This is a genomic window from Loigolactobacillus binensis (assembly GCF_005405165.1).
Taxonomy (GTDB): domain Bacteria; phylum Bacillota; class Bacilli; order Lactobacillales; family Lactobacillaceae; genus Loigolactobacillus; species Loigolactobacillus binensis.
Genome location: NZ_BJDN01000001.1, coordinates 1 through 23,922 on the forward strand (window position 1 = coordinate 1; position 23,922 = coordinate 23,922).

General features: G+C 43.1%; 20 protein-coding genes and 1 tRNA gene. 18 read left to right on the forward strand and 3 right to left on the reverse strand.

The features are described from left to right. Positions 1-314 precede the first annotated feature (314 nt). The 9 genes from FFM78_RS00005 (at position 315) to FFM78_RS00045 (ending at position 10,817) form a co-directional block, all read left to right on the forward strand. Positions 315-1,448 carry a GGDEF domain-containing protein gene (locus tag FFM78_RS00005; protein WP_137636381.1) on the forward strand — a complete coding sequence of 378 codons (1,134 nt, stop codon included), beginning with the start codon at positions 315-317 and terminating at the stop codon, positions 1,446-1,448. A 197-nt stretch (positions 1,449-1,645) separates the two neighbouring features. Beyond that, on the forward strand, positions 1,646-2,308 hold the full coding sequence (locus FFM78_RS00010; protein WP_137636382.1) for an EAL domain-containing protein: 663 nt from the start codon (positions 1,646-1,648) through the stop codon (positions 2,306-2,308). Between the two features lie 19 nt (positions 2,309-2,327). Continuing rightward, positions 2,328-3,671 (forward strand): FAD-dependent oxidoreductase, encoded by a 1,344-nt coding sequence (locus FFM78_RS00015; RefSeq protein ID WP_137636383.1) that lies wholly within the window; start codon positions 2,328-2,330, stop codon positions 3,669-3,671. 178 nt (positions 3,672-3,849) lie between these two features. Continuing rightward, entirely contained in the window at positions 3,850-5,862 is a 2,013-nt protein-coding gene (locus FFM78_RS00020; protein ID WP_137636384.1) for a DHH family phosphoesterase, read from the forward strand. 19 nt (positions 5,863-5,881) lie between these two features. Next, positions 5,882-6,334 (forward strand): 50S ribosomal protein L9, encoded by a 453-nt coding sequence (rplI, locus tag FFM78_RS00025; protein WP_137636385.1) that lies wholly within the window; start codon positions 5,882-5,884, stop codon positions 6,332-6,334. Positions 6,335-6,570: 236 nt separating this feature from the next. Continuing rightward, positions 6,571-7,977: a replicative DNA helicase gene (gene dnaB, locus FFM78_RS00030; RefSeq protein WP_137636386.1), complete on the forward strand. Its 1,407-nt coding sequence runs from the start codon at positions 6,571-6,573 to the stop codon at positions 7,975-7,977. A 16-nt stretch (positions 7,978-7,993) separates the two neighbouring features. Then, on the forward strand, positions 7,994-8,836 hold the full coding sequence (locus FFM78_RS00035; RefSeq protein ID WP_137636387.1) for a TMEM175 family protein: 843 nt from the start codon (positions 7,994-7,996) through the stop codon (positions 8,834-8,836). Between the two features lie 184 nt (positions 8,837-9,020). Next, on the forward strand, positions 9,021-10,319 hold the full coding sequence (locus tag FFM78_RS00040; RefSeq protein ID WP_137636388.1) for a LysM peptidoglycan-binding domain-containing protein: 1,299 nt from the start codon (positions 9,021-9,023) through the stop codon (positions 10,317-10,319). Between the two features lie 30 nt (positions 10,320-10,349). Further along, positions 10,350-10,817: a hypothetical protein gene (locus FFM78_RS00045; protein ID WP_137636389.1), complete on the forward strand. Its 468-nt coding sequence runs from the start codon at positions 10,350-10,352 to the stop codon at positions 10,815-10,817. Positions 10,818-10,923: 106 nt separating this feature from the next. Here FFM78_RS00045 and FFM78_RS00050 read toward each other — a convergent pair whose 3' ends face one another. Beyond that, entirely contained in the window at positions 10,924-11,871 is a 948-nt protein-coding gene (locus FFM78_RS00050; RefSeq protein ID WP_137636390.1) for a TDT family transporter, read from the reverse strand. Positions 11,872-12,102: 231 nt separating this feature from the next. Between FFM78_RS00050 and FFM78_RS00055 the strand changes: the two genes are divergently transcribed. Further along, positions 12,103-13,395 carry an adenylosuccinate synthase gene (locus FFM78_RS00055; protein ID WP_137636391.1) on the forward strand — a complete coding sequence of 431 codons (1,293 nt, stop codon included), beginning with the start codon at positions 12,103-12,105 and terminating at the stop codon, positions 13,393-13,395. Between the two features lie 211 nt (positions 13,396-13,606). On the opposite strand, the gene FFM78_RS00060 is transcribed toward FFM78_RS00055, so the two are convergent. Beyond that, positions 13,607-14,404, reverse strand: a complete 798-nt coding sequence (locus FFM78_RS00060; RefSeq protein ID WP_137636392.1) for a gamma-glutamyl-gamma-aminobutyrate hydrolase family protein — start codon at positions 14,402-14,404, stop codon at positions 13,607-13,609. 219 nt (positions 14,405-14,623) lie between these two features. Continuing rightward, a tRNA-Lys gene (locus FFM78_RS00065) sits at positions 14,624-14,696 on the reverse strand. Between the two features lie 384 nt (positions 14,697-15,080). Here FFM78_RS00065 and yycF point away from each other — a divergent pair. The 8 genes from yycF (at position 15,081) to rlmH (ending at position 23,916) form a co-directional block, all read left to right on the forward strand. After that, positions 15,081-15,791, forward strand: a complete 711-nt coding sequence (yycF, locus tag FFM78_RS00070) for a response regulator YycF (RefSeq protein WP_137636393.1) — start codon at positions 15,081-15,083, stop codon at positions 15,789-15,791. A 147-nt stretch (positions 15,792-15,938) separates the two neighbouring features. Continuing rightward, positions 15,939-17,819 (forward strand): cell wall metabolism sensor histidine kinase WalK, encoded by a 1,881-nt coding sequence (walK, locus tag FFM78_RS00075; protein ID WP_137636394.1) that lies wholly within the window; start codon positions 15,939-15,941, stop codon positions 17,817-17,819. Continuing rightward, on the forward strand, positions 17,809-19,131 hold the full coding sequence (locus FFM78_RS00080; RefSeq protein WP_137636395.1) for a YycH family regulatory protein: 1,323 nt from the start codon (positions 17,809-17,811) through the stop codon (positions 19,129-19,131). Before walK ends, FFM78_RS00080 begins: the two co-directional genes overlap by 11 nt. After that, positions 19,131-19,955, forward strand: a complete 825-nt coding sequence (locus tag FFM78_RS00085) for a two-component system regulatory protein YycI (RefSeq protein WP_137636396.1) — start codon at positions 19,131-19,133, stop codon at positions 19,953-19,955. The genes FFM78_RS00080 and FFM78_RS00085 overlap by 1 nt, the downstream gene beginning before the upstream one ends. A 90-nt stretch (positions 19,956-20,045) precedes the next feature. Beyond that, positions 20,046-20,381, forward strand: a complete 336-nt coding sequence (locus FFM78_RS00090) for a hypothetical protein (protein ID WP_137636397.1) — start codon at positions 20,046-20,048, stop codon at positions 20,379-20,381. 153 nt (positions 20,382-20,534) lie between these two features. Then, positions 20,535-21,347 (forward strand): MBL fold metallo-hydrolase, encoded by an 813-nt coding sequence (locus tag FFM78_RS00095; RefSeq protein WP_137636398.1) that lies wholly within the window; start codon positions 20,535-20,537, stop codon positions 21,345-21,347. A 191-nt stretch (positions 21,348-21,538) separates the two neighbouring features. Continuing rightward, the gene (locus FFM78_RS00100; RefSeq protein WP_137636399.1) at positions 21,539-22,798 is read left to right on the forward strand and encodes a S1C family serine protease; all 1,260 of its coding nucleotides are present in this window, start codon (positions 21,539-21,541) and stop codon (positions 22,796-22,798) included. A 635-nt stretch (positions 22,799-23,433) separates the two neighbouring features. After that, a complete protein-coding gene (gene rlmH, locus FFM78_RS00105; protein ID WP_137636400.1) occupies positions 23,434-23,916 on the forward strand; it encodes a 23S rRNA (pseudouridine(1915)-N(3))-methyltransferase RlmH in 483 nt (160 codons plus the stop codon). Positions 23,917-23,922 lie beyond the last annotated feature (6 nt).

The following is a 23,922-nucleotide window of genomic DNA, read 5'->3' on the forward strand; positions in this document are numbered from 1 at the left end:
TGGATTTTTTGGATGGGGGCTGTGGGCTCTTTTTTGCACAAAAAATCCTGTTAATAGCTTACCACTTTGTAAACGATCAACAGGAAAAAGTATAGAGCCAAAAAAATCCAGGTGAGCCTGGATTTTTTTTTACGCTAAAATGCTTCACGTGGAACAGAAAGGCCAATCTGTCCGGTAAGTATTGGGTCGAATTGTGAAATCTGGTACAGTAAGGATAATCTATTTAATTGATCTGGTGCGTGTTCATTGAGTTTAGCCAATGTATTATTGATTAATTCAGTAATTTTCTAGCGATAAAATCGAGGGTAAGGTAAATGATGACAATTGTTAGTCAATTTGTTTTTTTTATAATTGAATTATTAGTTACGTTAGGGATCGTGTTTGGATTTCAATTGATCGCTGACTATTATACGATGAGATATGCCAATGAAGTTGTTTGGATCGGTAATATGAATTGGCAAATGCGATTGACGGCGATTATCTATTTTTCAATCGTTGGTATTGGTTTATCGCTTGTGGAGCAACTATACTTTGCGCATACTTTGACCTTGGCCAATTTGCGAATCATGGCAATTTTATTATTGGTTATTTTTCTAGGAACCCAAATTGCCACTGTTGTTCTGGTGGTTGCGGTTTCAGCCTATTTTTTGTTTTGGGGCCTGCAAACTTATATTTTATTTTATACCTTACTTTATATTCTGTTGTTTGTCGGGGTGGCCTTATTAACCCAAAGCAAAAGATTAAGCTTTTTATGGCAGGTTCTTTGTTTCGGCGTTTTAGCAAGTGGGTTTTGGGTGGCGATCTTTGTTTATAAAAATATGACGGTAGCGAATAGTTTTTCGGTTACAGCCATGTTACTGCGAATCATTGAAATGGTTTTTCTTTGTGGGAGCCCCACCGTGTTGATCCATTTATTAGAGCAAAATCAGTTGTTGATCTCCAAGCAAGCAATAGGTGCTTATGTTGACGAGCTAACGCAAATTTACAATTATCATTCCTTTAGTTTGAACTTTGAACGGGCCTTTCAAAAGGCGGCTAAAACACAAGTACCATTGAGCCTAATGATTCTTGATCTAGATGGTTTCAAACAAGTTAATGATACTTACGGGCATTTAGCCGGCAACTATGTATTGCGAGAGTTCAGCCGCATGTTGGCGACCATGTCTGGTACCAATATTATTCCTTATCGAATCGGTGGCGAAGAAATGGCCTTAGTTTTTAACGGGATGCCACAAAATAAGGCACAACAGTTGGCGGATCAATTATTAAAACAGTTGCGGCAACACGAATTTCAGTACGAAAATAGTCAAATTTATTTAACTTTTTCTGCTGGATTAAGCCAGGCCCAGTTAAGCGATGAAACTTCACGTGACTTTTTCCGCCGGGTTGACGACCTGACCTACGTTGCGAAACGCGCTGGTGGTAATAAAATCAGTGTTGACGTTTAAGTAAATAATTGTTATAATTTTGATGTTGAAAATTATAGTTTTATGAATATTTTCATTGCTTGATAGAAAATAGTTACTTAAGAAACTAAATAAGATTAATTGCTCAACTTTATTGTGCCGAATAATAAAGATACGACCCACACTTGAGAAAGACAAGCTGTGGGCTTTTTTTAATTTTGGGAGGAGTAAGGTCGCTTATGTATAAATATTTTGTTCAACCAATATTGAACAAATATAACCAAACTTTAATTGGTTATGAACTGTTGTTAAAGCAACATACAACTGCTGGCTGGCAAACCCCGGCTTCTTTTACTACCATTCCACCTACAATTATTGCTGATTTATTATTTGAAGTGACAAGCCAATTAAAATTAAAAATCGGATCATTATCGTTAAACTTAAATCGGAGTCAAATGATTGATCCAGAGGTTATTTCTACATTGCTGATTGTTCAAGATCAATTACGACCGGTACGCATAAAAATTGAGATCACCGAAGAGGATACGATTGCTAATATTGAAAATGATCAGTTAATTCCGATTCTACAACGTTTTTCTGATCATGGTATGGAGATTTCTTTGGATGACGTGGGCAGCGGGCGTAATCTATTAGCACAAATTAAACAATTACTTCCCTATGTACAGGAAATTAAGTTTGCACTGCAAAACTTTGAAAGCACGATCCATGATCCATTGATGCAGGCGCAAGTGATTTTTTGGCGTAATTTTGCCGATCAGCATAAATTACGTTTTATTCTTGAAGGCATTGAAAATGCTGATGATGATGAGCTAGTCGACAGTATGAAAATTGACCTGCGGCAAGGCTACTTCTATGGCAAACCACATTTACTAGCTTGTTAAGTTAAGGGAGGACGGTATCTTGAAAGTTATTGTAGTAGGGTGCACCCATGCTGGTGTGACGGTGGTCACTGAAGTTTTAAAACACCATCCCGATGCTGAAGTTACCGTTTATGAGCGTAATGACAATGTCTCTTTTTTATCTTGTGGCATTGCTTTGTATTTACAGGATACAGTCAAACGCTTAGAAGATATGTTTTACGAAACGCCGGAACATTTGACTGCGTTAGGTGCTAACGTTAAAACGGAGTACGATGTTTTAAAAATTGATGCTAGTAAGCAGCAGATCACCATCCAGAACTTGAAAACTAGGCTGATCAGCACTGATACTTATGATCGGCTAGTCATGACGTCTGGTTCGGCGGCTTCAGTGCCACCTATTCACGGGGTCGATAGTAGTAAGGTTTTAGTGTGCAAAAATTATCACCAAGCGTTGGCGATTAAAAAGAACGCTGCTCTCAGTCGCCAAGTGACGATCGTGGGAGCAGGTTATTCTGGTATTGAATTAGCAGAAGCCTATGCTAATACGGATCATCAAGTTACCTTGTTGCAAGGCGATGAGCAGGTGCTCGGTAATTATATTGACCCAGAAATGTCCGCCAGAATCGTGGCGTTATTGCGGCAGCACGGGGTGACGGTGCATCTAAGTACACCAGTGACCGCTTTTGCTACTAAGGGGCCAACTGACCCGGTCGTGATCAAAACATCTAAAGGGGACTTTAATTCTGATTTTGTGGTGGTTTGTACTGGTTTTGTGCCTAACACTGAATTGGTGCAGGGACAAGTGGCGTTGGATCGCAATAACGCTATTATCACTAATGAATGGTTAGAAACATCTGAGCCGACTATTTTTGCTGCTGGGGATGCTTGCGCTGCTAAATTTAATCCAACTGACCAACCAACCTTTATTCCATTAGCAACGAATGCGGTTCAGCAAGGCCGAATCATTGCCCGTAATTTATTCGGCCATGTACAACGTTATCCGGGCACACAAGCAACGACAGCTTTACGTTTATTTGCCCAAACATTGGCTACAACTGGTGTTACCCTTAAACGGGCTTTGGCTAGCGGTATTGCTGCTGCCAGTGTGACTTACCGCGGCCCTTATCGGCCACTGTTCATGCCGCAAACCAGTGAAGTGGTGATCGAATTAGTTTACGCGAAAACAAATCATCGTATTTTAGGTGCCCAATTTTATGGTGAATATGATCTGACGCAGTCGGCTAATGCCGTTTCGATCAGTATTCAAAATAAAAATACGATCGAAGATTTAGCCTTTACGGATACTTTATTCAATCCATTTTACGATCAGCCGGTTAATTATCTGAACCAAGTCGCGCAAATGGCGCTTGATCAAGAAGGCTAAATCATTTGGTGGCTTGGTTACAAGCCAAGGTTTAACGCTAATACTTAGAAACTAAATAAGAAGATGTGGCCGCGGCCGCACCTTCTTTATTTGGCTACTTGGCAATAGACGCTGTATCACTAAAGCGATTGTGATAAAATAAGGTTATCATTTTAGGATCTGGTCAAGAGGAGTTATTATGAAAAAATTGTTTTCAAAGGACCGTTTGCCAGCATTTTTGCAAAATGATCGTTTGCGCCTAACTGCAGTTGGGTTAGTTGGTTTAGCTATATTAGGGGTTATTCTAGCCTTCTTTATTAATTTTATACTGGGTATCTTTTTATTAGTCTTATTGACTGCCTTGGTGGGCACCGTCTTTTATGCCTTGGAGACGGTCACCCAAAATACGAATGCGTATATTTCTGATCTCTCTTACCGCATCAAACGGGGAGAACAAGAGGCATTGATCAAAATGCCGATCGGAATTTTACTTTATAGTGAAGCGAATGAAATTGAGTGGACGAATCCCTATTTACAGGAATACCTCGGTAAAAAGGAAGTACTAGGTGAGCCGATCGCCACGATTGATCCAGAATTAGCTAAATTGATTCAGGAAAATGAGGCGACCAGTGAGCCAAAAACAGTGCGTTGGGGCGAGAATCAGTTTGAAATTATTATCCAAGAAGGTATTCGGGTCGTGTACTTACTGGACATTACCCGTTACGCCAAAATTGAGGAACGTTACAACGCAGAACAATTGTCGATCGGGCAAATTTTCCTAGATAATTATGATGAGATCACCCAGACAATGACCGATAAAAATATCTCTAATTTAAATAATTATGTCACCAATGAATTAAGTAATTGGGCCCGGCAATACGGGATGTTTTTGAAGCGCGTCGATGATGATCACTTTTTCGTACTGATCTACGCCCAAGCACTGCAAAAAATTGAGGCCGATAATTTTAAAATTCTGGATCGGATTCGGGAGCGAACTTCGAAGCAGAATTATCCATTGACCTTGTCGGTTGGTATTGCTTATGGGGATACTGATCTCGCTAAATTAGCAACGGTTTCGCAAAGTAACCTTGATTTAGCGTTAGGCCGAGGTGGCGATCAAGTTGTCGTCAAGGCTGAAACTGAACAAGCACGTTTTTACGGTGGTAAAACGAATCCAATGGAAAAACGAACACGGGTTCGAGCACGCATGATCAGTCAGGCGTTGCAAGAAGTGATGAATCAAACCGATCAGGTCTTCGTTATGGGCCACGCACAGCCGGATATGGACTCTTTAGGTGCTTGCCTAGGGATTCGCCGGATCGCGGCAATGAACGGCAAGAAGTGCTCAATTGTTGTCAATCAGGAGCATGTGCATACTGATATTCAACGTTTAATGGCACAGCTTAAGGCTGATCCGGAGATCGGCCCCGATATTTTGACCCCAGACCAAGCACCAGAGTTAGCAACTAGCCATAGTTTACTGGTGATGGTCGATCATTCTAAGCCGTCGATCTCCACTAGTCCAGTGTTGTACCACCAATTGGCTAACCGAACGATCATTATCGACCATCATCGGCGTGGTGAGGAATTTCCGGAAAATCCAATGTTGGTTTATATTGAACCTTATGCTTCTTCGACTTGTGAATTGATCACCGAAATGTTTGAATATCAACCTAAGGAAACAGAAGCCATCAATAAATTAGAGGCTACAGCCATGTTGGCTGGGATCACGGTTGATACTAAATCATTTTCATTACGGACAGGGACGCGGACTTTTGATGCGGCGAGTTACTTACGCTCCGTTGGTGCGGATGCGATCATGGTGCAACGTTTATTGAAAGAGAATGTTGATAATTACATTCAAAAGAATCATTTGATCGAATCAATTGAGTTTATCCGTCCCAATATGGCATTATGTTTAGGTGAGGAAGATGAAGCTTACGATCCCGTGATCGCAGCGCAAGCGGCTGATACGTTACTATCCTTATCGGGGATCGATGCCTCGTTTGTGATCATTCGACGCCCTAGTGGGGATGTCGGTATTTCTGCCCGCAGCCTAGGCGAAGTCAACGTGCAGGTGATCATGGAACAACTTGGCGGCGGCGGTCATTTATCCAATGCAGCGACCCAGTTGACGAATACTAATATTGCGGCGGCACGGGATCAACTCGAGCAAGTCCTGACTAAAATTGAGCAAGATACAGCGGAATAATACGAGGAGGAATTTTATTATGCGAGTTATTTTCTTAGAAGATGTACGCGGCAAAGGCAAACGCGGGGAGATCAAGGAAGTGCCAGACGGGTACGCCCAGAACTTTCTGATCAAAAACGGCAAGGCTAAATCGGCGACTAAACAAGCCATGAGCCAACTTAAAGGGCAACAACGGGCTGAAGAACGGCGCGCTGAAGAAGAATTAGCCGAGGCTAAAGCACTGAAGAAGTTGATCGAGGCTGACGATACCGTCGTTGTCATCGAAGCTAAGGCTGGCGAGGATAGTCGTTTATTCGGTTCAATCCCAAGTAAACAAATCGCGCAGGCATTGGACAAGCAATTCCAGATCAAAGTTGATAAGCGTAAAATCGAATTGCCAGAGCCGATTCGGGCATTAGGTTACCGAAACGTTCCAGTTAAATTATATGGTGATGTTGCCGCAAAGATCCGTGTGCATATTACTAAGAAATAAAGCTAGCGGCTACGGTAGCTGAAAAGTGAAGATTAAAAGATCAGCCTAATTCAATTTGAACATAGGCCTGATCATTAAGAGCATCTAGCGTTCTACTGATAGTCTTAGTGAAGAACGTTAGGGGCCCTTTTTTGACTGAATTAAATTAACTGCTTTGATTGCGGCTGATGAATGAACAACGTATAATAGTGGCAGTATTTTATTGTCAGTTGATTTTTGAAGAGAGGATTTTTCGCGTGAATGACTTAATCGATCAAACACCGCCACAGAATATTGAAGCCGAACAAGCGGTTCTCGGTGCGGTTTTTCTTAATCCTGATGCGTTGGTTGAAGCGATGGAATTTGTGACGCCAGATGACTTCTATCGGCGGGCGCACCAACTGATTTTCCAAGCGATGGTCGACTTAAATGACGCTTCCGAAGCGATTGATGTGGTCACATTAAAAGACCGCTTAGATGGCCAAAATCAGCTGGAAGATATCGGTGGGCTACCTTATTTAGCCGATTTAGCGGTGGCAGTTCCAACTGCGGCTAACGTGGCGCATTACGCTAAAATCGTGCAGGAAAAGTCGATCCTGCGGCGCTTGATCAAGGCGGCGACTAACATTGTTACCAAAAGTTATACTGAAGATGATGTGACCGCGATCTTAGATGAAGCCGAACAGGATATTATGAATGTCTCTGAACAGCGAAATTCCACCGGTTTTAAATCAATTTCGGATGTTTTAAATAGTACGATTGAGCAAATCGATCAATTGTATCAAAATAATGATGATATCACTGGTTTACCGACTGGCTATCGTGATCTGGACAAAATGACTGCCGGCTTGCAGGAAGATGAATTGATCATTATTGCTGCGCGGCCAGCCGTTGGTAAAACCGCTTTTGCTTTAAACATTGCCCAGAATGTTGGGACTAAAACTGACAAAACAGTGGCGATTTTTAGTTTGGAAATGAGTGCCGAGTCGCTAGTCAACCGGATGTTGTGTGCAGAAGGTAGCATTGACGCTGGCCATCTACGCACGGGCCAATTATCGGAAGAAGAGTGGCAGAATCTGATCATCGCCATGGGGAGCTTGTCCAAGGCGTCGATCTATATTGATGATACGCCGGGGAACAAAATGTCGGAGATTCGGGCTAAATGTCGTCGTTTGGCTAAAGAAAAAGGCAACCTCGGCTTAGTGGTGGTCGATTATCTACAGCTGATCGAAGGTAGCAACAAAGAAAGTCGCCAACAAGAAGTTTCCGGCATTTCGCGGCAATTGAAAAAGTTGGCTAAAGAATTACGGGTACCAGTGATCGCGTTATCCCAGCTTTCACGTGGGGTTGAACAGCGGCAGGACAAGCGGCCTGTGTTATCCGATATTCGTGAATCAGGTTCGATTGAACAGGATGCTGACATCGTGGCTTTTCTATACCGGGATGATTACTATCGGGATGAAGATGGTGGCGAAGACGATGATAACAGTAAATTCGCTCAAAATAGTGCGGCTGGCGGCGAGCGGACTGAAGATCAAGAAGTCGGTGAAGTTGAAGTCATCATTGAAAAGAATCGTAGCGGTGCCCGGGGGACGGTTAAATTATTGTTCGTTAAACAGTACAATAAGTTTTCTTCGATCGCCTACGTACCGGAAGCACAATAGAGTAGGTGTTTAGCGAATGAAGCAAAAGTTAAAAGAACGGCTAGATGTTTTCAGTGATGCGATCATTGCGATTTTGATCACGATCATGGTGTTAGAGTTACCAGTGGAGATTCACGGCCAAAGTGTGCATTACGTCCAACTTTTCCACGCGGTGGGGATCTATTTAGTTAGTTTCTGTTTTATCGCCAATCTGTGGTACCAACATGCGGTGATCTTCAATGAAGCCAAAACGGTACCTAATCAGATCGTCGTATTAGATCTATCATTTTTATTCTTAATGTCATTAATGCCGACTTTTACGCGGCTGATGACGGAGGCGACGACGCAGGTAACGGTATTGATGTATGGTGGCTTAAGTTTAGTGATCTCGCTGCTCTTTCGGCGGATCGCCAAAACGATCATTCACGAGAAATATACCGATAAAAAAGATATGCGCAAGGTCTATAACGTGATCTATGGTGCTAGCTACCTCGAATCAGGCTTGCTTTACCTAGCCATTATGGTAGTAGGCTATTTCTGGCCGCGGGTGGCCTTGGTGCTGTACATTATCATGCCGATCCGTTCTTTTATTAGCGATAGTGCTGAGCACGAGGAAATGGATGAGGTAGCGAAAATGGACGTGCAGGGGCGTACCGGGTTGTTAGAAATGTCCCACAGTGATCAACGGCAATTCAAACGCTTATTGCTTGATTATACGCGTCAAGCACGCAGCGCCGGCAAGGAACCAGCCAAACAAAAGGCTGCTTGGCAAGACTTTTCCCAGCAGGCACAACGGAAGTTCGGTATTTCTGATGCGACCTTGGCATTGTGGCTGCAACAATCACGACAGCGTGGCTTTGAACCACGACGTCATCAATAAAGGATCACGGATAACTCGGCGCTTTTGCGGCGGGTTATTTAGCTATGTCAAATAATGTCAGTATAACTAGATGTTTTTTTTACTATTTAAAATTTCTAATAAAAAGCTTGAGTTACTCCAGTAGAGCGCTTATATTTAAGGTATACTACGATAATTTTATTTTAATTTGGAGGATAAAATAGTTATGAATAAGAAACGGATCGTCAGTGCGACACTTGCTAGTGCCCTTTTGTTTGCGCCTTTTTTGGGCCAAACATCTTCGGTTTTGGCGGATAGTTTTTATGCGAATCAGACGAATGCAGAACGGGCGGATATTACTAATTGGGTTGCTAACGATACTGAACAAATTAGCAGCAATATCAGTTCACAACATATTGACGTTAATAACTTGGATCAAAGCAATTATATTATTCAGTGGGGTGATACGTTATCGGGTATTTCAGCCGCGACGGGGATCTCGGTACGTAAATTAGCTTATGATAACAATATTAAAAATGTTGATTTGATCTACGCCGGTGATACGTTGATATTAAATCGTGACGGTTATGTGCCAGCTAATTGGGACTATCAAGGCGACGGTACTTGGGTCGCTAACACGAAAGTCACGATCAATAATTTTACCGATAATAGTGATAATTCTGTTAATATCAACGTTTCACCTGTGACTGTAAATGATAAGAGTACCAACAATTCTACAAATATTTACGCTTCACCGGCTGACCCTGAACCAACAACCGCCACTGCTGATGGCGATGCAACTGCTGTAACTTCTAGTAGCGTTGAAAGTAGCAGTACTGAATCTAAAGCTGCATCCTCTAAGCAAGCGGACGCTGATTCAGATACCGGAACTGCAAGTAGTACTGATACTTCGCGCGCAACAACGGCGCCGTTAGATGATGATGAATTCGCTGATGCCATCACGGCTAAGTTAGCCGATAAATTAGGCCTCGAAGATGAATCTGAATTAACCGTTGATTTTACGGAACAAGATGCGGATGCTACTACAGACAGTGAAAGTAGTGCTACTGAAGACGAAGATACTGAATCAGTGGCTGATGAATCCAGTGATGCGGATGCCGCCAGTGAAGATTCTGAAACTGAAGCACTTTATACTGAAGATCAGCCGATCGTAACGCGCAACACGAAGCAAACGACTAAAAATGCTAATAAATTAGCTAAGAAGATCTATCGGCAATTAAAAGTGGATGATAAATTAAGTGAGATCAAGGATGCGACGGATATTGAAGTGATCGTGATCGCAACTGATGATGGCTTCGACTTTAATGTTGCTTTACCAACGGACACCGATACGGATAGTTCAGACGCAACAACCGATACGGATAGTTCTAGTGACGATGCTGATTCAGCAACAGATGACACAGAATCTGCGGAAGACAGTACTAGTGAGAACGAAAATGAGGCTAGCGACACGACCTTCACAACTAATTCTGATCAAGCTGCTAATACCGATGTCGCTGAATAACGTCAACTAAGTGAGGGGAATTAGGAACCAATGAAGAAAAAGAAATGGGTAATTTTGGGGTTATTGATCGTTATTATTTTGGCTGTTGGCGGCGGCTTTTACTGGAATATGAGCCATTCAGTGGCACAGCGTATCCCGGGGAATACTTACCGCTACCAAAGTGTGTCCAAAGATAAGTCGCTTTACGTGACCTTTGCGCAAAGCGGTAACAAAATTGTGGTCAACCAGGATAAAAATACCGCGCTAAACGCCGGCAAAAGTCAAAGTGCTTTTGATAAAGAGTACGCGGCGCAATCTAAGGAAATAACTTGGAATTACAAGGCTGAAGGCGGTACGCTAACTTTGGCGCAGATCAAAGATAATAAGGTTTCGCAATGGCAGTATAATAAGATCCTTGCGACCAACAGCAAATTCACCGCCCGGAGTTTTACTTATCAGATCGCACAAGCAGGACAAGGGCAAGTAAAAAGTAAAACGGTTTTTGAAAAGGTAAATTGAGCGTGGCCTTAGTTTTTAGTTGGTTGGGAGCCGAAATGCAGATCACGAAGACCGAGCTGATACAAATAAAGGACGCTGTGACATTGATCCAATGCCATAGCGTCCTTTATTTATTGGTTGCCGGATCGACAGGTAAGTTTTGGTGCCATAAATAATTCAAATAGCGTAGGAAAATACAGCCGACGACGACTAATGCGATCAGGCTTTCACCACGAGCGGCTAACTGAAGCCAAAAAGTGTGCTGCCCGGCTTGTTGCAGGTAATCAACTAAATAGGTTAGTCCCAGTGCGCTGATCACTAGCGGAAAGGTAAAGGCCGCATAGCTGGGGTAAAAGGGCAGCTGCGCTAGCCGCGGCATCAGCAGTAGAACGAACAAGTAGGCGAGCTGCGCTAATATAACAAGCGACCATAGTAGATTCATTTGTAGGTGGGCGAAATCACGCAGATAACCGGCGAGGCAAAGTGAACCAGGTGCGGCGATCACGGTGATCAACGGCAGCGTTGCTTCAGGCATTTGGCGGACGATCAGAACACGCCACAAAACCAGCGGTAGCAGAATTAAATAAGTCCCTAACGCTAACCAGAAGGTGATTTGGCCTAGTAGCGGATTGAAATGTGCCGCGGTCAACGGGATGACGCCGGTGCCGACGTAGACGATAAACCAACTAGGATAGATCTGGGTCAGGCGCAAATGCGCAGTATCGACAAAACGCCACGTAAAGTAGCCTAACAGGCCATATTGTAAAAATACGCCGGCATACCAAATAGTATTAGCTAAAATTGGATAAGCAGTGAAAAAAGTTGCCGCCACCAGCAAGGCCATGGAAAAATTGGGGAACACTGAGGCGATGATCGGATCACGCAATAACGCCAACGTTTGCCGGGGGGCATTAATAAATTTAAACACGATCAGTAGGATCAAGGTGATACCGCTGATACCGAAAAAGTCCCCAAGTACTAAGTGTTGGTAGTCTTTGAATAGATTACCTAAGGACAACAAAGCTAAAATTAAGCCGCAAATTGGCAGCGGAATCGACTTTAAAAATTTGGTCAAACGACCACCTCCCACTTTATAATAAGCTGGTTTCATTTTACGAAAGATTCGTAATTTTTACAACTAACGTATTTATATCAAATTAATGTTCGGATTTTAAGTGATAATTTATTAAATTAAAAAAATTCATTCGGATTTAACTTGAAGTCAATGTCTTTTATTGCTAAAATGAGCATTGGTGTGTTGTTGCGTTGCAGCAAGACATACACTAATTCAATGAGGTGTTATTATATGGCATCAGTTGTTGTAGTAGGATCCCAATGGGGCGATGAAGGAAAAGGAAAAATCACCGATTTCCTAGGCGAAAGTGCGGATATTATTGCTCGCTCACAAGGCGGCGACAACGCGGGACATACGATCCACGCGCAAGGTAAGATCTTAAAACTTCGCTTAATTCCATCCGGTATTCTCTATCCAAACAAACTCTCGATCATCGGTAACGGTGTGGTGGTCAATCCAGAGTCTTTGGTAGCAGAATTGGACTACTTAGCTGAGAATGGGGTAACGGCGGATAATCTACGGATCTCCGACCGCGCCCACGTAATCTTACCCTACCATATCGAACTTGACCGCTTGCAGGAAGCAAGTAAAGGCGATCAAAAAATCGGCACGACTAATCGCGGTATTGGCCCGGCTTATATGGACAAAGCGGCGCGTACTGGGATTCGGATGGTCGACTTACTCGATAAGGACATTTTTGCAGCAAAATTACGGGCAAATCTCGACTTTAAGAATCAGCTATTTACCAAAATTTATGGCGGTCAAGCACTTGATTTTGATGATATTTTTGAAAAATTTTATGCTTATGGTCAGCGTTTAAAGCAATATGTTGCCGATACGTCGGTGATTTTAAACGCAGCGTTTGACAAGGGACAGAAGGTTTTATTTGAAGGCGCGCAAGGCGTTATGCTGGATATTGATCAAGGGACTTACCCCTTCGTCACTTCGTCTAACCCAGTTGCTGGCGGTGTGACTGTCGGTAACGGCGTTGGGCCAACTCAGATCAACCGGGTCGTCGGTGTCTGCAAGGCCTATACATCGCGGGTCGGCGATGGTCCATTTCCAACGGAATTATTGAATGAAACTGGTGATTTCTTACGTGAAGCCGGTCATGAATATGGTACGGTAACCAAGCGGCCACGGCGGATCGGTTGGTTTGATGCAGTAGTCATGCGTCACGCCAAGCGTGTTTCGGGTTTAACGGACCTTTGTTTAAACTGTTTAGATGTTTTAACTGGTTTAGATACCGTGAAGATCTGTACTGCTTATGAACGCAACGGGGAAACGATCTATCATTATCCTGCTAGCTTGCCGGAATTAGCGCAGTGTCAGCCAATTTATGAAGAAATGCCGGGTTGGCAAGAAGATATTACTGGCGTTAAAACGTTGGCAGAATTACCAGTAAACGCGCGGCATTATGTTGAACGGGTCGCAGCGTTGATCGGTGTGGATATTGCTACTTTCTCGGTTGGTCCTGATCGTGACCAAACCAATGTTTTAACTGATATTTGGGCTGAAGCCTAAGTAAAATAGCCGTAGCGGTAAATGCTGCGGCTATTTGTTTACGCTAAATTAGTTGGTAATGACGTAGTTTTGAGGTTTGGTGACTGAACAACAGCACACAGCGGCCTGAAATCTGCTCTGATTTATTTCAACCTAATTTCAAAGCTGTAAAAATTAACTGAAGCAGGTAACTTTGCGCCGCTAGCTTCCGGTTGAGAATAAAAGAAAAAGGTTAGCCAAAGTATTCCTTCGGATAACCTTCCCCAATTTTATGCACGATCTTCAGTGGTTGTTGTGGTGCTTGGCTAGCTAGTTTTTCGCTGCGTTGAACAAAATCTTTGAACAGTTCTTGCATCTCCGTGTAGTGTTTATACATGTTTTCAGGATGCCATTGCACGGCTAAAATCTGGTCACTGTCGACGGATTCAACGGCCTCGATAACGTGATCATCGGCGTAAGCAACACTGCGCAAACTAGGTGCTAATTCCTTAACGGCTTCGTGATGGCGCGAATTAACGTAAGGACGGGCACCTAGCAAGGAAAGTAAACGGGAATCAGGTTCAACGGTGATATGGTGCGTTGGTAAATTACCTGGTGCCGTCTGTGAATGTTTCATTTGCGCCGCAGGATCTTCGGAAAGATCTTGGTACAAAGTGCCACCGAGGGCGACATTGATCACTTGCATGCCGCGACAGATTCCGAAAATACTTTTACCCGCTAATAATGATTGTTTGACCAGCTCGATCTCGAAACGATCGCGGGGAATATAGGTTTGACCTAAATTCATGTGGGGTTCTTCGTGATAAAAAGTTGGGTCCACATCAGAACCACCAAGGAAAAGAACGCCGTCGAAAGTTTCAATATAATCAGTTACGTTTTCAGGGGCGCTGTTAGGTAGAATGATGGGGATGCCACCAGATTTTAGAACCGCATTGACCGCCATTCGGGGCGCAAAGTCAGCGTTGCGTTCGTTGATCACTTTTGTGGCTTCGGTTAGCGTATCGGCAGGTATTGCGATTCTTGGTCTCATGAATGAGTCCCCTCTCATTGGAATTTAATAATAGCCAAACTATAAAGCAAAAGTAGTTAATTAGCAAGCGCCTTGTTCAGATTACTTTAAGAAAGTCTAAAAAGGGTGCGCATTCCGTCACCAGCAGTTACATTTGCAATCATTTATGTTAGACTAATTGCCTTGGTGGCTAATAAAAAATACCTTAACCCACAAATGTGAATTAAGGTATTACTATGATGGAGCGCCAGGGGATCGAACCCTGGACCCACGGATTAAGAGTCCGTTGCTCTGCCAGCTGAGCTAGCGCTCCATGTCATCAACGAATAATAGTATAGCAAAAATACGGACCGCACGCAATGCTTTTTGCTGAGATTTTTTTACAAGCTGAATTTTTAAACATAATTGGCTTGAGCGCACGCGCTTTCACAGTGGTCTTTGCCAATTTTGATCGGAATGAGTATAATTGATACAAGGTGCATCGTAAGTGATGCAGAATTCAAAATCGATCAGCTCTAATGGAACGTCAGGGGATCGAGCCCTAAGCGAAAGGTTCTATTAGCATGATTATTGTGAGCAACTGCGCGCAAGCTAGCGTTAGCACGGTGATCAAGTGCAGGCTGTGAAAAAATTCGTGCAGTGCATGAACGAGTCAGTGAAGCCAGTTCTAAGCTTCGCGAAGGAGGACGACCGATTTATGGCAAAAAAAATATTAGTTGTAGATGATGAAAAACCGATTTCGGATATTGTTAAATTTAATTTGACCAAAGAAGGCTATGAGGTAATCACAGCTTACGATGGGGAAGAAGCGTTGGCAAAGGTCAATGAAAGTAATCCCGATTTAATTCTGTTGGATCTTATGTTACCGAAAATTGATGGCTTGGAAGTAGCCCGGGAGGTTCGTAAGGATCACGATATGCCGATCATTATGCTGACCGCCAAGGATTCGGAGATCGATAAAGTTCTAGGTTTGGAAATGGGCGCTGACGATTATGTGACCAAGCCGTTTTCAAACCGTGAATTAGTGGCGCGTGTTAAAGCTAATTTACGGCGGCAAGGAACGATCGCTAATGCACAATCAGAAGACGATGAAAATAGTGAAATTGAAATTGGGGATTTAACGATCCACCCAGATGCCTATATCGTTTCTAAACGCGGCGATAAAATTGAATTAACGCACCGCGAATTTGAATTACTGCATTATTTGGCGCAACATATTGGGCAGGTCATGACCCGGGAACATTTGTTACAAACGGTTTGGGGCTATGACTATTTCGGTGACGTTCGGACAGTTGACGTCACAGTACGCCGTTTACGGGAAAAAATTGAGGATAATCCTAGCCATCCAGAATGGTTAGTCACGCGGCGTGGTGTTGGTTATTATCTACGTAATCCAGACCAAGAGTAGCAGCGAATTTAGCTGTTAAGCACGCGTTAACTAAAAGCGAACTATTTTGGAAAGTGGGCCACGTGATCTTTGGTTCTACAGTGCACAAAGCGCGCCAGTAGAGTTGGTCACGCGGTCTTTTTATTTTGATTTGGGGATATAAATGTAATGAATAAAAAAATTCGTTTCTTTCAATCGATCAATTTTAAAATTGCGATCGTTTTTATTCTATTGTTAATGATCACGCTGGAAATTATCGGCGCGTATTTTGTGAAGCAATTAGAACAACAGAATATTGAAACTTTTAAGCAGCAAGTGCAAACACCGGTTTACGTTAATAATCAGCTCAGCAATCAGTTGTTGAAAAGTAATACGGCGACGGCCAACAAAGCGATCGCCAATATTCTGTCGGATCTCAATAATTCGGCGGATATTCGTGTGGTCGATAGTAAAGGTACCGTTCGGGGCACAAGTGATCTGAACGATCAAGGGGTCGTCGGGCAGAAAACAACGGATAATAATATTAAAAACGTGTTGTACAACAATCGTTCTTATCAAACCCTATCCTATGATGAAAAAAGTCACGCCAGCTATTACGTCAGTATTGTGCCGTTGGTCAATCCCAACAGTGACAGTAGTAGTATCGTTGGTGTGATCTATGTGCGTGCTAACATGCAAAGTGTGTACCGCAATATTAATAATATCACGTTGATTTTCTTGACCGCCTCATTAGTGGCGGCGCTATTTTCATCAATTATTGCTGTGGTGATTTCGCGGGCGATCACCCGACCGATCGATGAAATGAAGAAGCAGGCGATCCGGATGTCCCGTGGTGATTATTCTGGGCAAGTGCGCATTTATGGGCGTGATGAATTAGGCCAATTAGCGGTGGCGGTCAATAACTTGTCAGTGCGAGTCGAAGAAGCACAGGAAGCTTCGGAAGCAGAACGACGGCGTTTGGATAGTGTGCTATCACATATGACTGACGGGGTGATTTCCACTGATCGGCGTGGCAATGTGATCATTATCAATGAAGCAGCGGCAGAATTTTTAAATCTTAACGACGAAGAAGTCATCGGACAATCCATTTTGAAAATTCTTAAAATTGAGGCGGACCATACGATTCGTGATCTATTGGAAAATCAAACTGAATTGATGTTAGATTTTTCGGCACCAGAACATAGTTTGATATTACACGCTGAATTTTCTTTGATCCAACGCGAAACTGGGTTTATCAGTGGGATCGTCTGCGTTTTACATGACGTCACCGAACAGCAGAAGAATGAGCGTGAACGGCGGCAGTTTGTTTCCAACGTTTCCCATGAATTACGGACGCCGTTAACTTCAATGCGTAGTTATTTGGAGGCCTTAACCGATGGTGCGTGGAAAGATCCTGAAGTCGCGCCTAACTTCTTGCACGTGACGCAGGAAGAAACGGAACGTATGATCCGCATGATCAATGATCTGTTAAGCCTGTCACGCATGGATTCCGGTACGGTTAAATTAGATATGGAATTGGTCAATCTAAATGAATTGTTCAATTATACGTTGAATCGCTTTGATATGATGATCAAATCTGACGTCACTAGTAGTGATAATAATCGAACGGAAGCTAACGTTACGAAAAAGTATTCCTTGAAACGTGAATTTACTAAGCGTGATTTATGGGTGGAGATCGATACCGATAAATTTATGCAGGTAGTGGATAATATTATCAATAATGCGATTAAGTATTCACCAGACGGTGGTGTGATCACCTGTCGGCTATTGGAAACCAACAATCACGTGATCCTCAGTATTTCTGATCAAGGCTTAGGCATTCCGAAGAAGGACTTGCCCCACGTTTTCGACCGTTTCTACCGGGTAGATAAAGCACGCTCACGAGCGCAGGGGGGAACTGGCTTAGGCTTGGCTATTTCTAAAGAAGTCATTGAACGGCTGAATGGGCGGATCTGGGTCGACAGTAAGGAAGGAAAAGGCTCAACGTTCTATATTTCCTTACCGTACCAAGAAGCTTACGAGGAGGATGATCTCTGGGATGAAAATTAGTCAGCTATTGTTGAAGATCAGCTTACTAGTGATGATCGGCATCAGTCTTTTGTTATCGTGGTTGATTTGGACCAATAATGCTCGTTTTCAGCGCAACACTACGGATGTGACGACAACCAAAACGCAGACGGAAACTAAGGATGTTGGGGAAGTTTATTTGCCGACGCAGATTCTGACTAGTAACGCCAACGGCGAGCAATATATGGTCTATAACAATAAAGAGAACTTGATCGACGCCCTGCATAAGCAGCTTTCTGGCTGGCAATTCACTAGTCCGAAAAAAATGAAATTAAGCAGTAAGAATTATTTAGCCACGATCAACCAGAAAAATCGGGTCAGCTTAGTTTATCCACGTAATATTAGTTACGCGATCTTCGGTAAAACCTTTAAGCAAAAAGTGGCTAAGGCAGATCGACAACGATTATTTAACCGAATTGTTATTCCCACTAATCGCTCGGGAATCGTTTATTTCTTGAATGATCACCACAAAACGGGTTTCAGTGTCAAAGTTGATCAGCAAAAGATGGCGGCACTTCAAGCGCGCTTAAACGCAGCAACGATTCAATTTCCCGTCACCGAAAAGTTATTCAATAACCGGCCGGAACTTTATTATACTAGTGCAGTGCAGGTCACACAGTACAGCTATTTGGTCACTAAGCAGAACCCGACGGATTTCGTCACCTCGTTATTTAGTGGCAGTGATCCAAGCGCGCTTGAAACTAAAGAACAAGGAAATAGCACCACTTATACCGACGGCACGTACAAGAGTTTACAAGCTGATCACCAAAAGGCAACGATCGAGTTTGAAGATTATTCTAGTGATGTTTCCAGTACTAACGCCACTGCTATCTTAAATGGTGGCTTTAAAACCTTGTCCAAATTAGGGAGCGCGCCTGGCAATATGCGTTATTTTGGTTACGAATCTAAAACGCACACCGTGATTTATCGCAGCTACGTTGAAGGGCTGCCGGTTTTTAACCAAACCGATTTTGGCGCTGTTAAGGTGCAGCTATTGACAACAGGCGTTAAATTGAATTTTTCAGTTTACACCCTACAGGTACCACTGCCAGCCGATAAAATGGCGACGCCACTGCCAACAACGCAGACGGCACTAAATAATCTATCAGCAGCCGGCTATAATATGGCGGATATTACGTCCTTCGAATTAGGGTACCATTGGTCAGTTAATTCTAGCTCGGATTCGGTGATCGATTTAACACCGACATATTATTTCCAATATAATGGTAAATGGGTAAGCTATAATCAAATGTTGAATACGACACCAAGTACGGCCGAGGGGGGTGCCAGCTAATGGATTTTAAACGGATCGAAGTTATTTTCTTGATCGTTTTTGTCTGTTTAAACATTTTCCTATTCACGTCCTATAAGCAAAATCAACACGTGGAAACGGTGAACAATGACGATATCAGTCAAAGCGCAATGGTTTTGCGTGAAATGCGCGGCGATCAGATCACGGTGCCGACGCTGGCCACTAAAGTAGGATCAGGTTATTATTTGTCCAGCGGCTCAAGCCAGGCACTTCAAAATGCGAGCCAGCGGTTACAAAACCAACGGTACAGCTTCACCAATAACCGCCTGTACAGTCGCCTAGTGCACCCGATCAGTGTTAAAAATGGTAAAGATACGGCGGCCTTAAAAAATGTGCTAGCTAACCCGCGGATGGTGGCTTTTGGCAAGCACTACCGTTATTCCAAATTGTTTTCAACCGCAAATCGACTTGTTTATACGCAGAAGTTACCTGAAGGTGATCTTTATGATGCTCAGGGAGAAATTATTTTTCAGATCTCGAATAAGCAGATCGTCAGTTATGAACAATCTTATATCAGTAAGGTCACCACTTTGCGGGAAAAGGAAGCGACGATCACCGAGAAGCAGGCGGTACTTGCGTTATACAGTAATAATGCAATTGCCAATGGCGCAACGATCAAGTGGACAACGCTAGGGTATTCGCGGTTGCTGGATGCCAATGATAGTTCAGTTTATATTCCGACCTGGTTTATCGCAGTTGAAAATAAAAACAGCGGTAATGTGCAGATCAAGCGCATCAACGCCTTTTCCAGCGTGTTGATGAAGGCCAGCGACGATGCGAATTTGTCCAGCTCGACCAGTAACTAAAAGCGACTAAACTGTAGATAAAGTCATTTTTCGGCTGTGTCTACAGTTTTTTTATATCATTAGTTGGCACAAGTAGAAAGGTTGATTGTGATGTTCTATTATTTATGCGGCTTCGTTACGCTACTAAGCGCGCTTGTGAGTTTTGGCTTTTCAGTTGCGGCTTATCTAAAGGCTAAACCTAGCGGCGATACTAGTTTGACCAATGCAAAATATGCACTCTCTAGAAGTTTTGCGATCCTTTTAGGCGTAAGCAGCGTATTTATTTTTCAGTCAAGTGCGGTTTTAGTTGTCGCAGCGATCATTATGATCGCTGTTCAATTAAGCGATGGCCTGATCGGTATGAAAATAAGTTCTTTCAAAACGCTGGGTCCGCTACTAACCGCTTTGGGCAACACTTTAGTGCTAGGCCTCTTTTTGTTGAATTAAATTCTTTTCCAGCGCGCTGAGCGGTTTTTTAATTTAGCCTGTACGCTAGAGTGTGCATTATGGATGAAAGTAAGTATAATAGACTAGTAAGTAAACGTACGTGTAAGGTAGCCGATAACCTGTTTTACGCGTACTTTGGAATGGAGAACAAGCATGGTGCAAAATGACGATCAAATGAAGATCAGTATTTTAAGTAGTGGTAGCACCGGCAATGTGACCTACATCGAAACGCCGCAACGTAAAGTGTTAGTTGATGCCGGTTTAAGCGGAAAAAAAATCGAAGGCTTGATGCAGTCGATCGGCCGGGATATGACGCAGGTCGATGATTTGTTGGTAACTCATGAGCATACCGACCATATTAAAAGCGTTGGTATATTGGCGCGGCGTTACCCGCAGCTCAACGTTTACGCTAATCAACCGACTTGGCAGGCGATGTTGCCTACGATCGGTAAGGTCCCGACTGCCCAGCAACATATTTTTGAAATGGGTGCGCTGAAAAGTTTTGCTGACCTGGATATTCAAAGTTTTGGTGTTTCGCATGATGCAGTGGCGCCGCAGTTCTATGAATTTCAACATAATGGCAAAACTTTCGTTATTTTAACTGATACTGGTTATGTATCTGAACGGCTTAGTGCGGAGATCAGTGACGCCGATGCATACTTATTTGAATGTAACCATGACGTGGAAATGTTACGGATGGGCATGTACCCTTGGCCATTGAAACAACGAATCCTTGGTGATAAGGGCCACCTTAGCAATGAGGCAGGCGCCGATGGGTTAATGGATGTGATCGGTAACCGCACCAAAAATATTTTTCTAGGCCATCGTAGTTTGCATAATAATATGAAGGAACTTTGTCATCTAACTGTGGCCTCAATGCTGAAGCAACACGATTTTGGTGTTGGCCATGATTTTAAACTGTATGACACTGAACCAGATGAAGCTTTGCCATTACTAAGCCTCTAAGGGTTATTCTAAAATTTAAACGATTTAGCATAAATGTGGCGCAAAAGGCAGTGAGTTAACCGCTTTTTGCGCCACATGCTGATTAAGCTTTGCTTAAAGTGTTATTTAATCGCAACTTGTTCAATATTTTTTCAAAATTTTGCGCTATTCTAATAACATAAGCAAATTCTGAAAAAAACTGGAGGTTTGTCATGAAACAAGCAAATGGTTTAGTTAAAACAGCAGTCGTTGCTGTGGTCGCAGCCGTTATTGGTGGGGGCGTTGTCTACGGAGGCGTGAATTTGTTAGGCAACGATAGTAGTTCCAACGGCAGTGTTGTGAATACGAATAAGGCCGGAACTACCCAAGTCAGTAACGTTAAGGTCAGCACGAATTCGCAGGTTTCTAACGTTTTTAAACACACTAAAAATGCCGTTGTTTCGGTGATCAACTTACAAAGTCAAAGTAGTAGCGATGACAGCGGCCTAAGCGAATTTTTTGGCGGTAGCTCCGATTCTTCTTCCAGTTCGTCTGGCAGTTCTAGTAGCTTGGAAGAATATAGTGAAGGTTCCGGGGTCATATATAAAAAAGCAGATGGTAAAGCTTATATTGTGACCAATAACCACGTGGTTTCCGGTTCGCAGAAATTGGAAGTTATCCTGAGTGATGGAACCAAATTGACGGCGAAAAAGGTTGGGACTGATTCAGTGACCGACTTAGCGGTATTGAGTATCAGTGCGGATAAAGTAACGCAAGTGGCCAGTTTTGGTGACTCAGATAGTATCAAAGTTGGTGAACCAGCGATCGCTATCGGCTCACCTTTAGGCTCTGAATACGCAACGTCCGTGACGCAAGGGATCATTTCTGCTAAGAATCGGACCGTTGCGGTAACCGATGAAACCACAGGGCAAGAAACGGGTGCAGCAACAGTTATCCAAACGGATGCGGCCATCAACTCTGGTAATTCTGGTGGCCCCTTGCTGAACATTCAAGGCCAGGTCATCGGGATCAATTCAATGAAGTTAAGTAGTTCTGGTAGTAGCTCTAGCACCGCAACGGTTGAAGGGATGGGCTTCGCCATTCCTAGTAACGAAGTGGTCAAGATCATCGATCAGCTGGTTACTAATGGTAAAATCGTACGACCAGCATTAGGTGTTTCAATGGCCGACTTAGCGAATATCTCAGCGGCGCAACAGAAATCAATTTTGAAGTTACCTGCTAGTGTTACCGGCGGTGTCGTGCTCATGTCAGTGAAAACAAGTTCTCCAGCCGCTAATGCAGGCTTGAAGAAATACGATGTTATCACGTCCCTAGGTGGTAAAACCGTTACTGACAGCGCTGATCTACGCACTGAATTGTATAACCATAGTGTTGGTGATAAAGTTGCAGTTCAGTATTATCGCGATGGAGCTAAAAAATCAGGAACAATTACCTTAAGTGAAAATACGACCCAGCTGAAAGTAACTGAATAAGCGGCGCTTAAAATAAAACCCGGAGGGAATTCGGGTTTTATTTTTTTGTTTAAAAATCGGGACTTAATTCAGCGTAGCAACAGTCAATTAGTGACTGTAGAACCTGAACGTTCGGTAACACTAAAAATGGTCTAGGAAAACGTAAGCGGATAATCTACTATAGAACCTTACTTCAGCGCAACTTAAGTCGTTACCACTAACTTTAGATAATGTTAAGAAATAGAAATGTCAATGTTCATAAAAGTTGTGAACAGCTTTTTGCACAGCTGTGGATAACTTAATATTGCCGGAATAACACAAAATATGGCCGATTAAGTTATCCACAGGAACAAAAGAATGCTGTGCGTAACTTTATTTTTTACTAAATTAATTAATTATAAAGTCTGGTATAATAGGAATTATAGGGAATTAAGCGCGTTTTGACGAACAATAACTAAAATGTGGATAACTAAAATAGGAAAAAAAACAAGATTTTTTTGATTACATGATTTAGTACACGAAAAAAAGTTCGCCACCATATTTAGCCACAGCAGTTGTTAACATGTTGATAACTGCTGTGGACAACTTGTGCACGGTGGTGAATTTGTGGGAAAACTTTTCAACAACTCAGCGCGCTAAAATTAGGGAGGAAATTTATGCTCAATATAAAAATCATTGGTGTCGGTAAATTAAAGGAAAAATATTTAAAACAAGGCATTGCCGAATACGCTAAACGGCTCGATACCTTTTGTAAATTAGAGTTAGTCGAGGTCGCCGATGAGAAGGCGCCAGAAAAGTTAAGCGCCGCTGAAATGGTCGCTGTTAAAGAAAAAGAAGGCGCACGGATTCTCGCCAAAATCAAGGACCGCGAGTACGTTTATGCGCTGGCGATCGAAGGTAAGCAGCGCGCCTCTGAGGAATTTGCCGCCGAACTGGACCATTTAGCGACGTACGGCCACTCGGCGATCACCTTTGTTATTGGTGGTTCGTTAGGTTTAGCGCCGGCGGTAATGCAGCGGAGTGACGACCAACTTAGTTTTGGTAAACTGACGCTGCCGCACCAGTTGATGCGGTTAGTGCTGATCGAGCAGGTTTATCGCGGGTTTATGATCAACGCGGGGAGTCCGTATCATAAGTGATAAGCG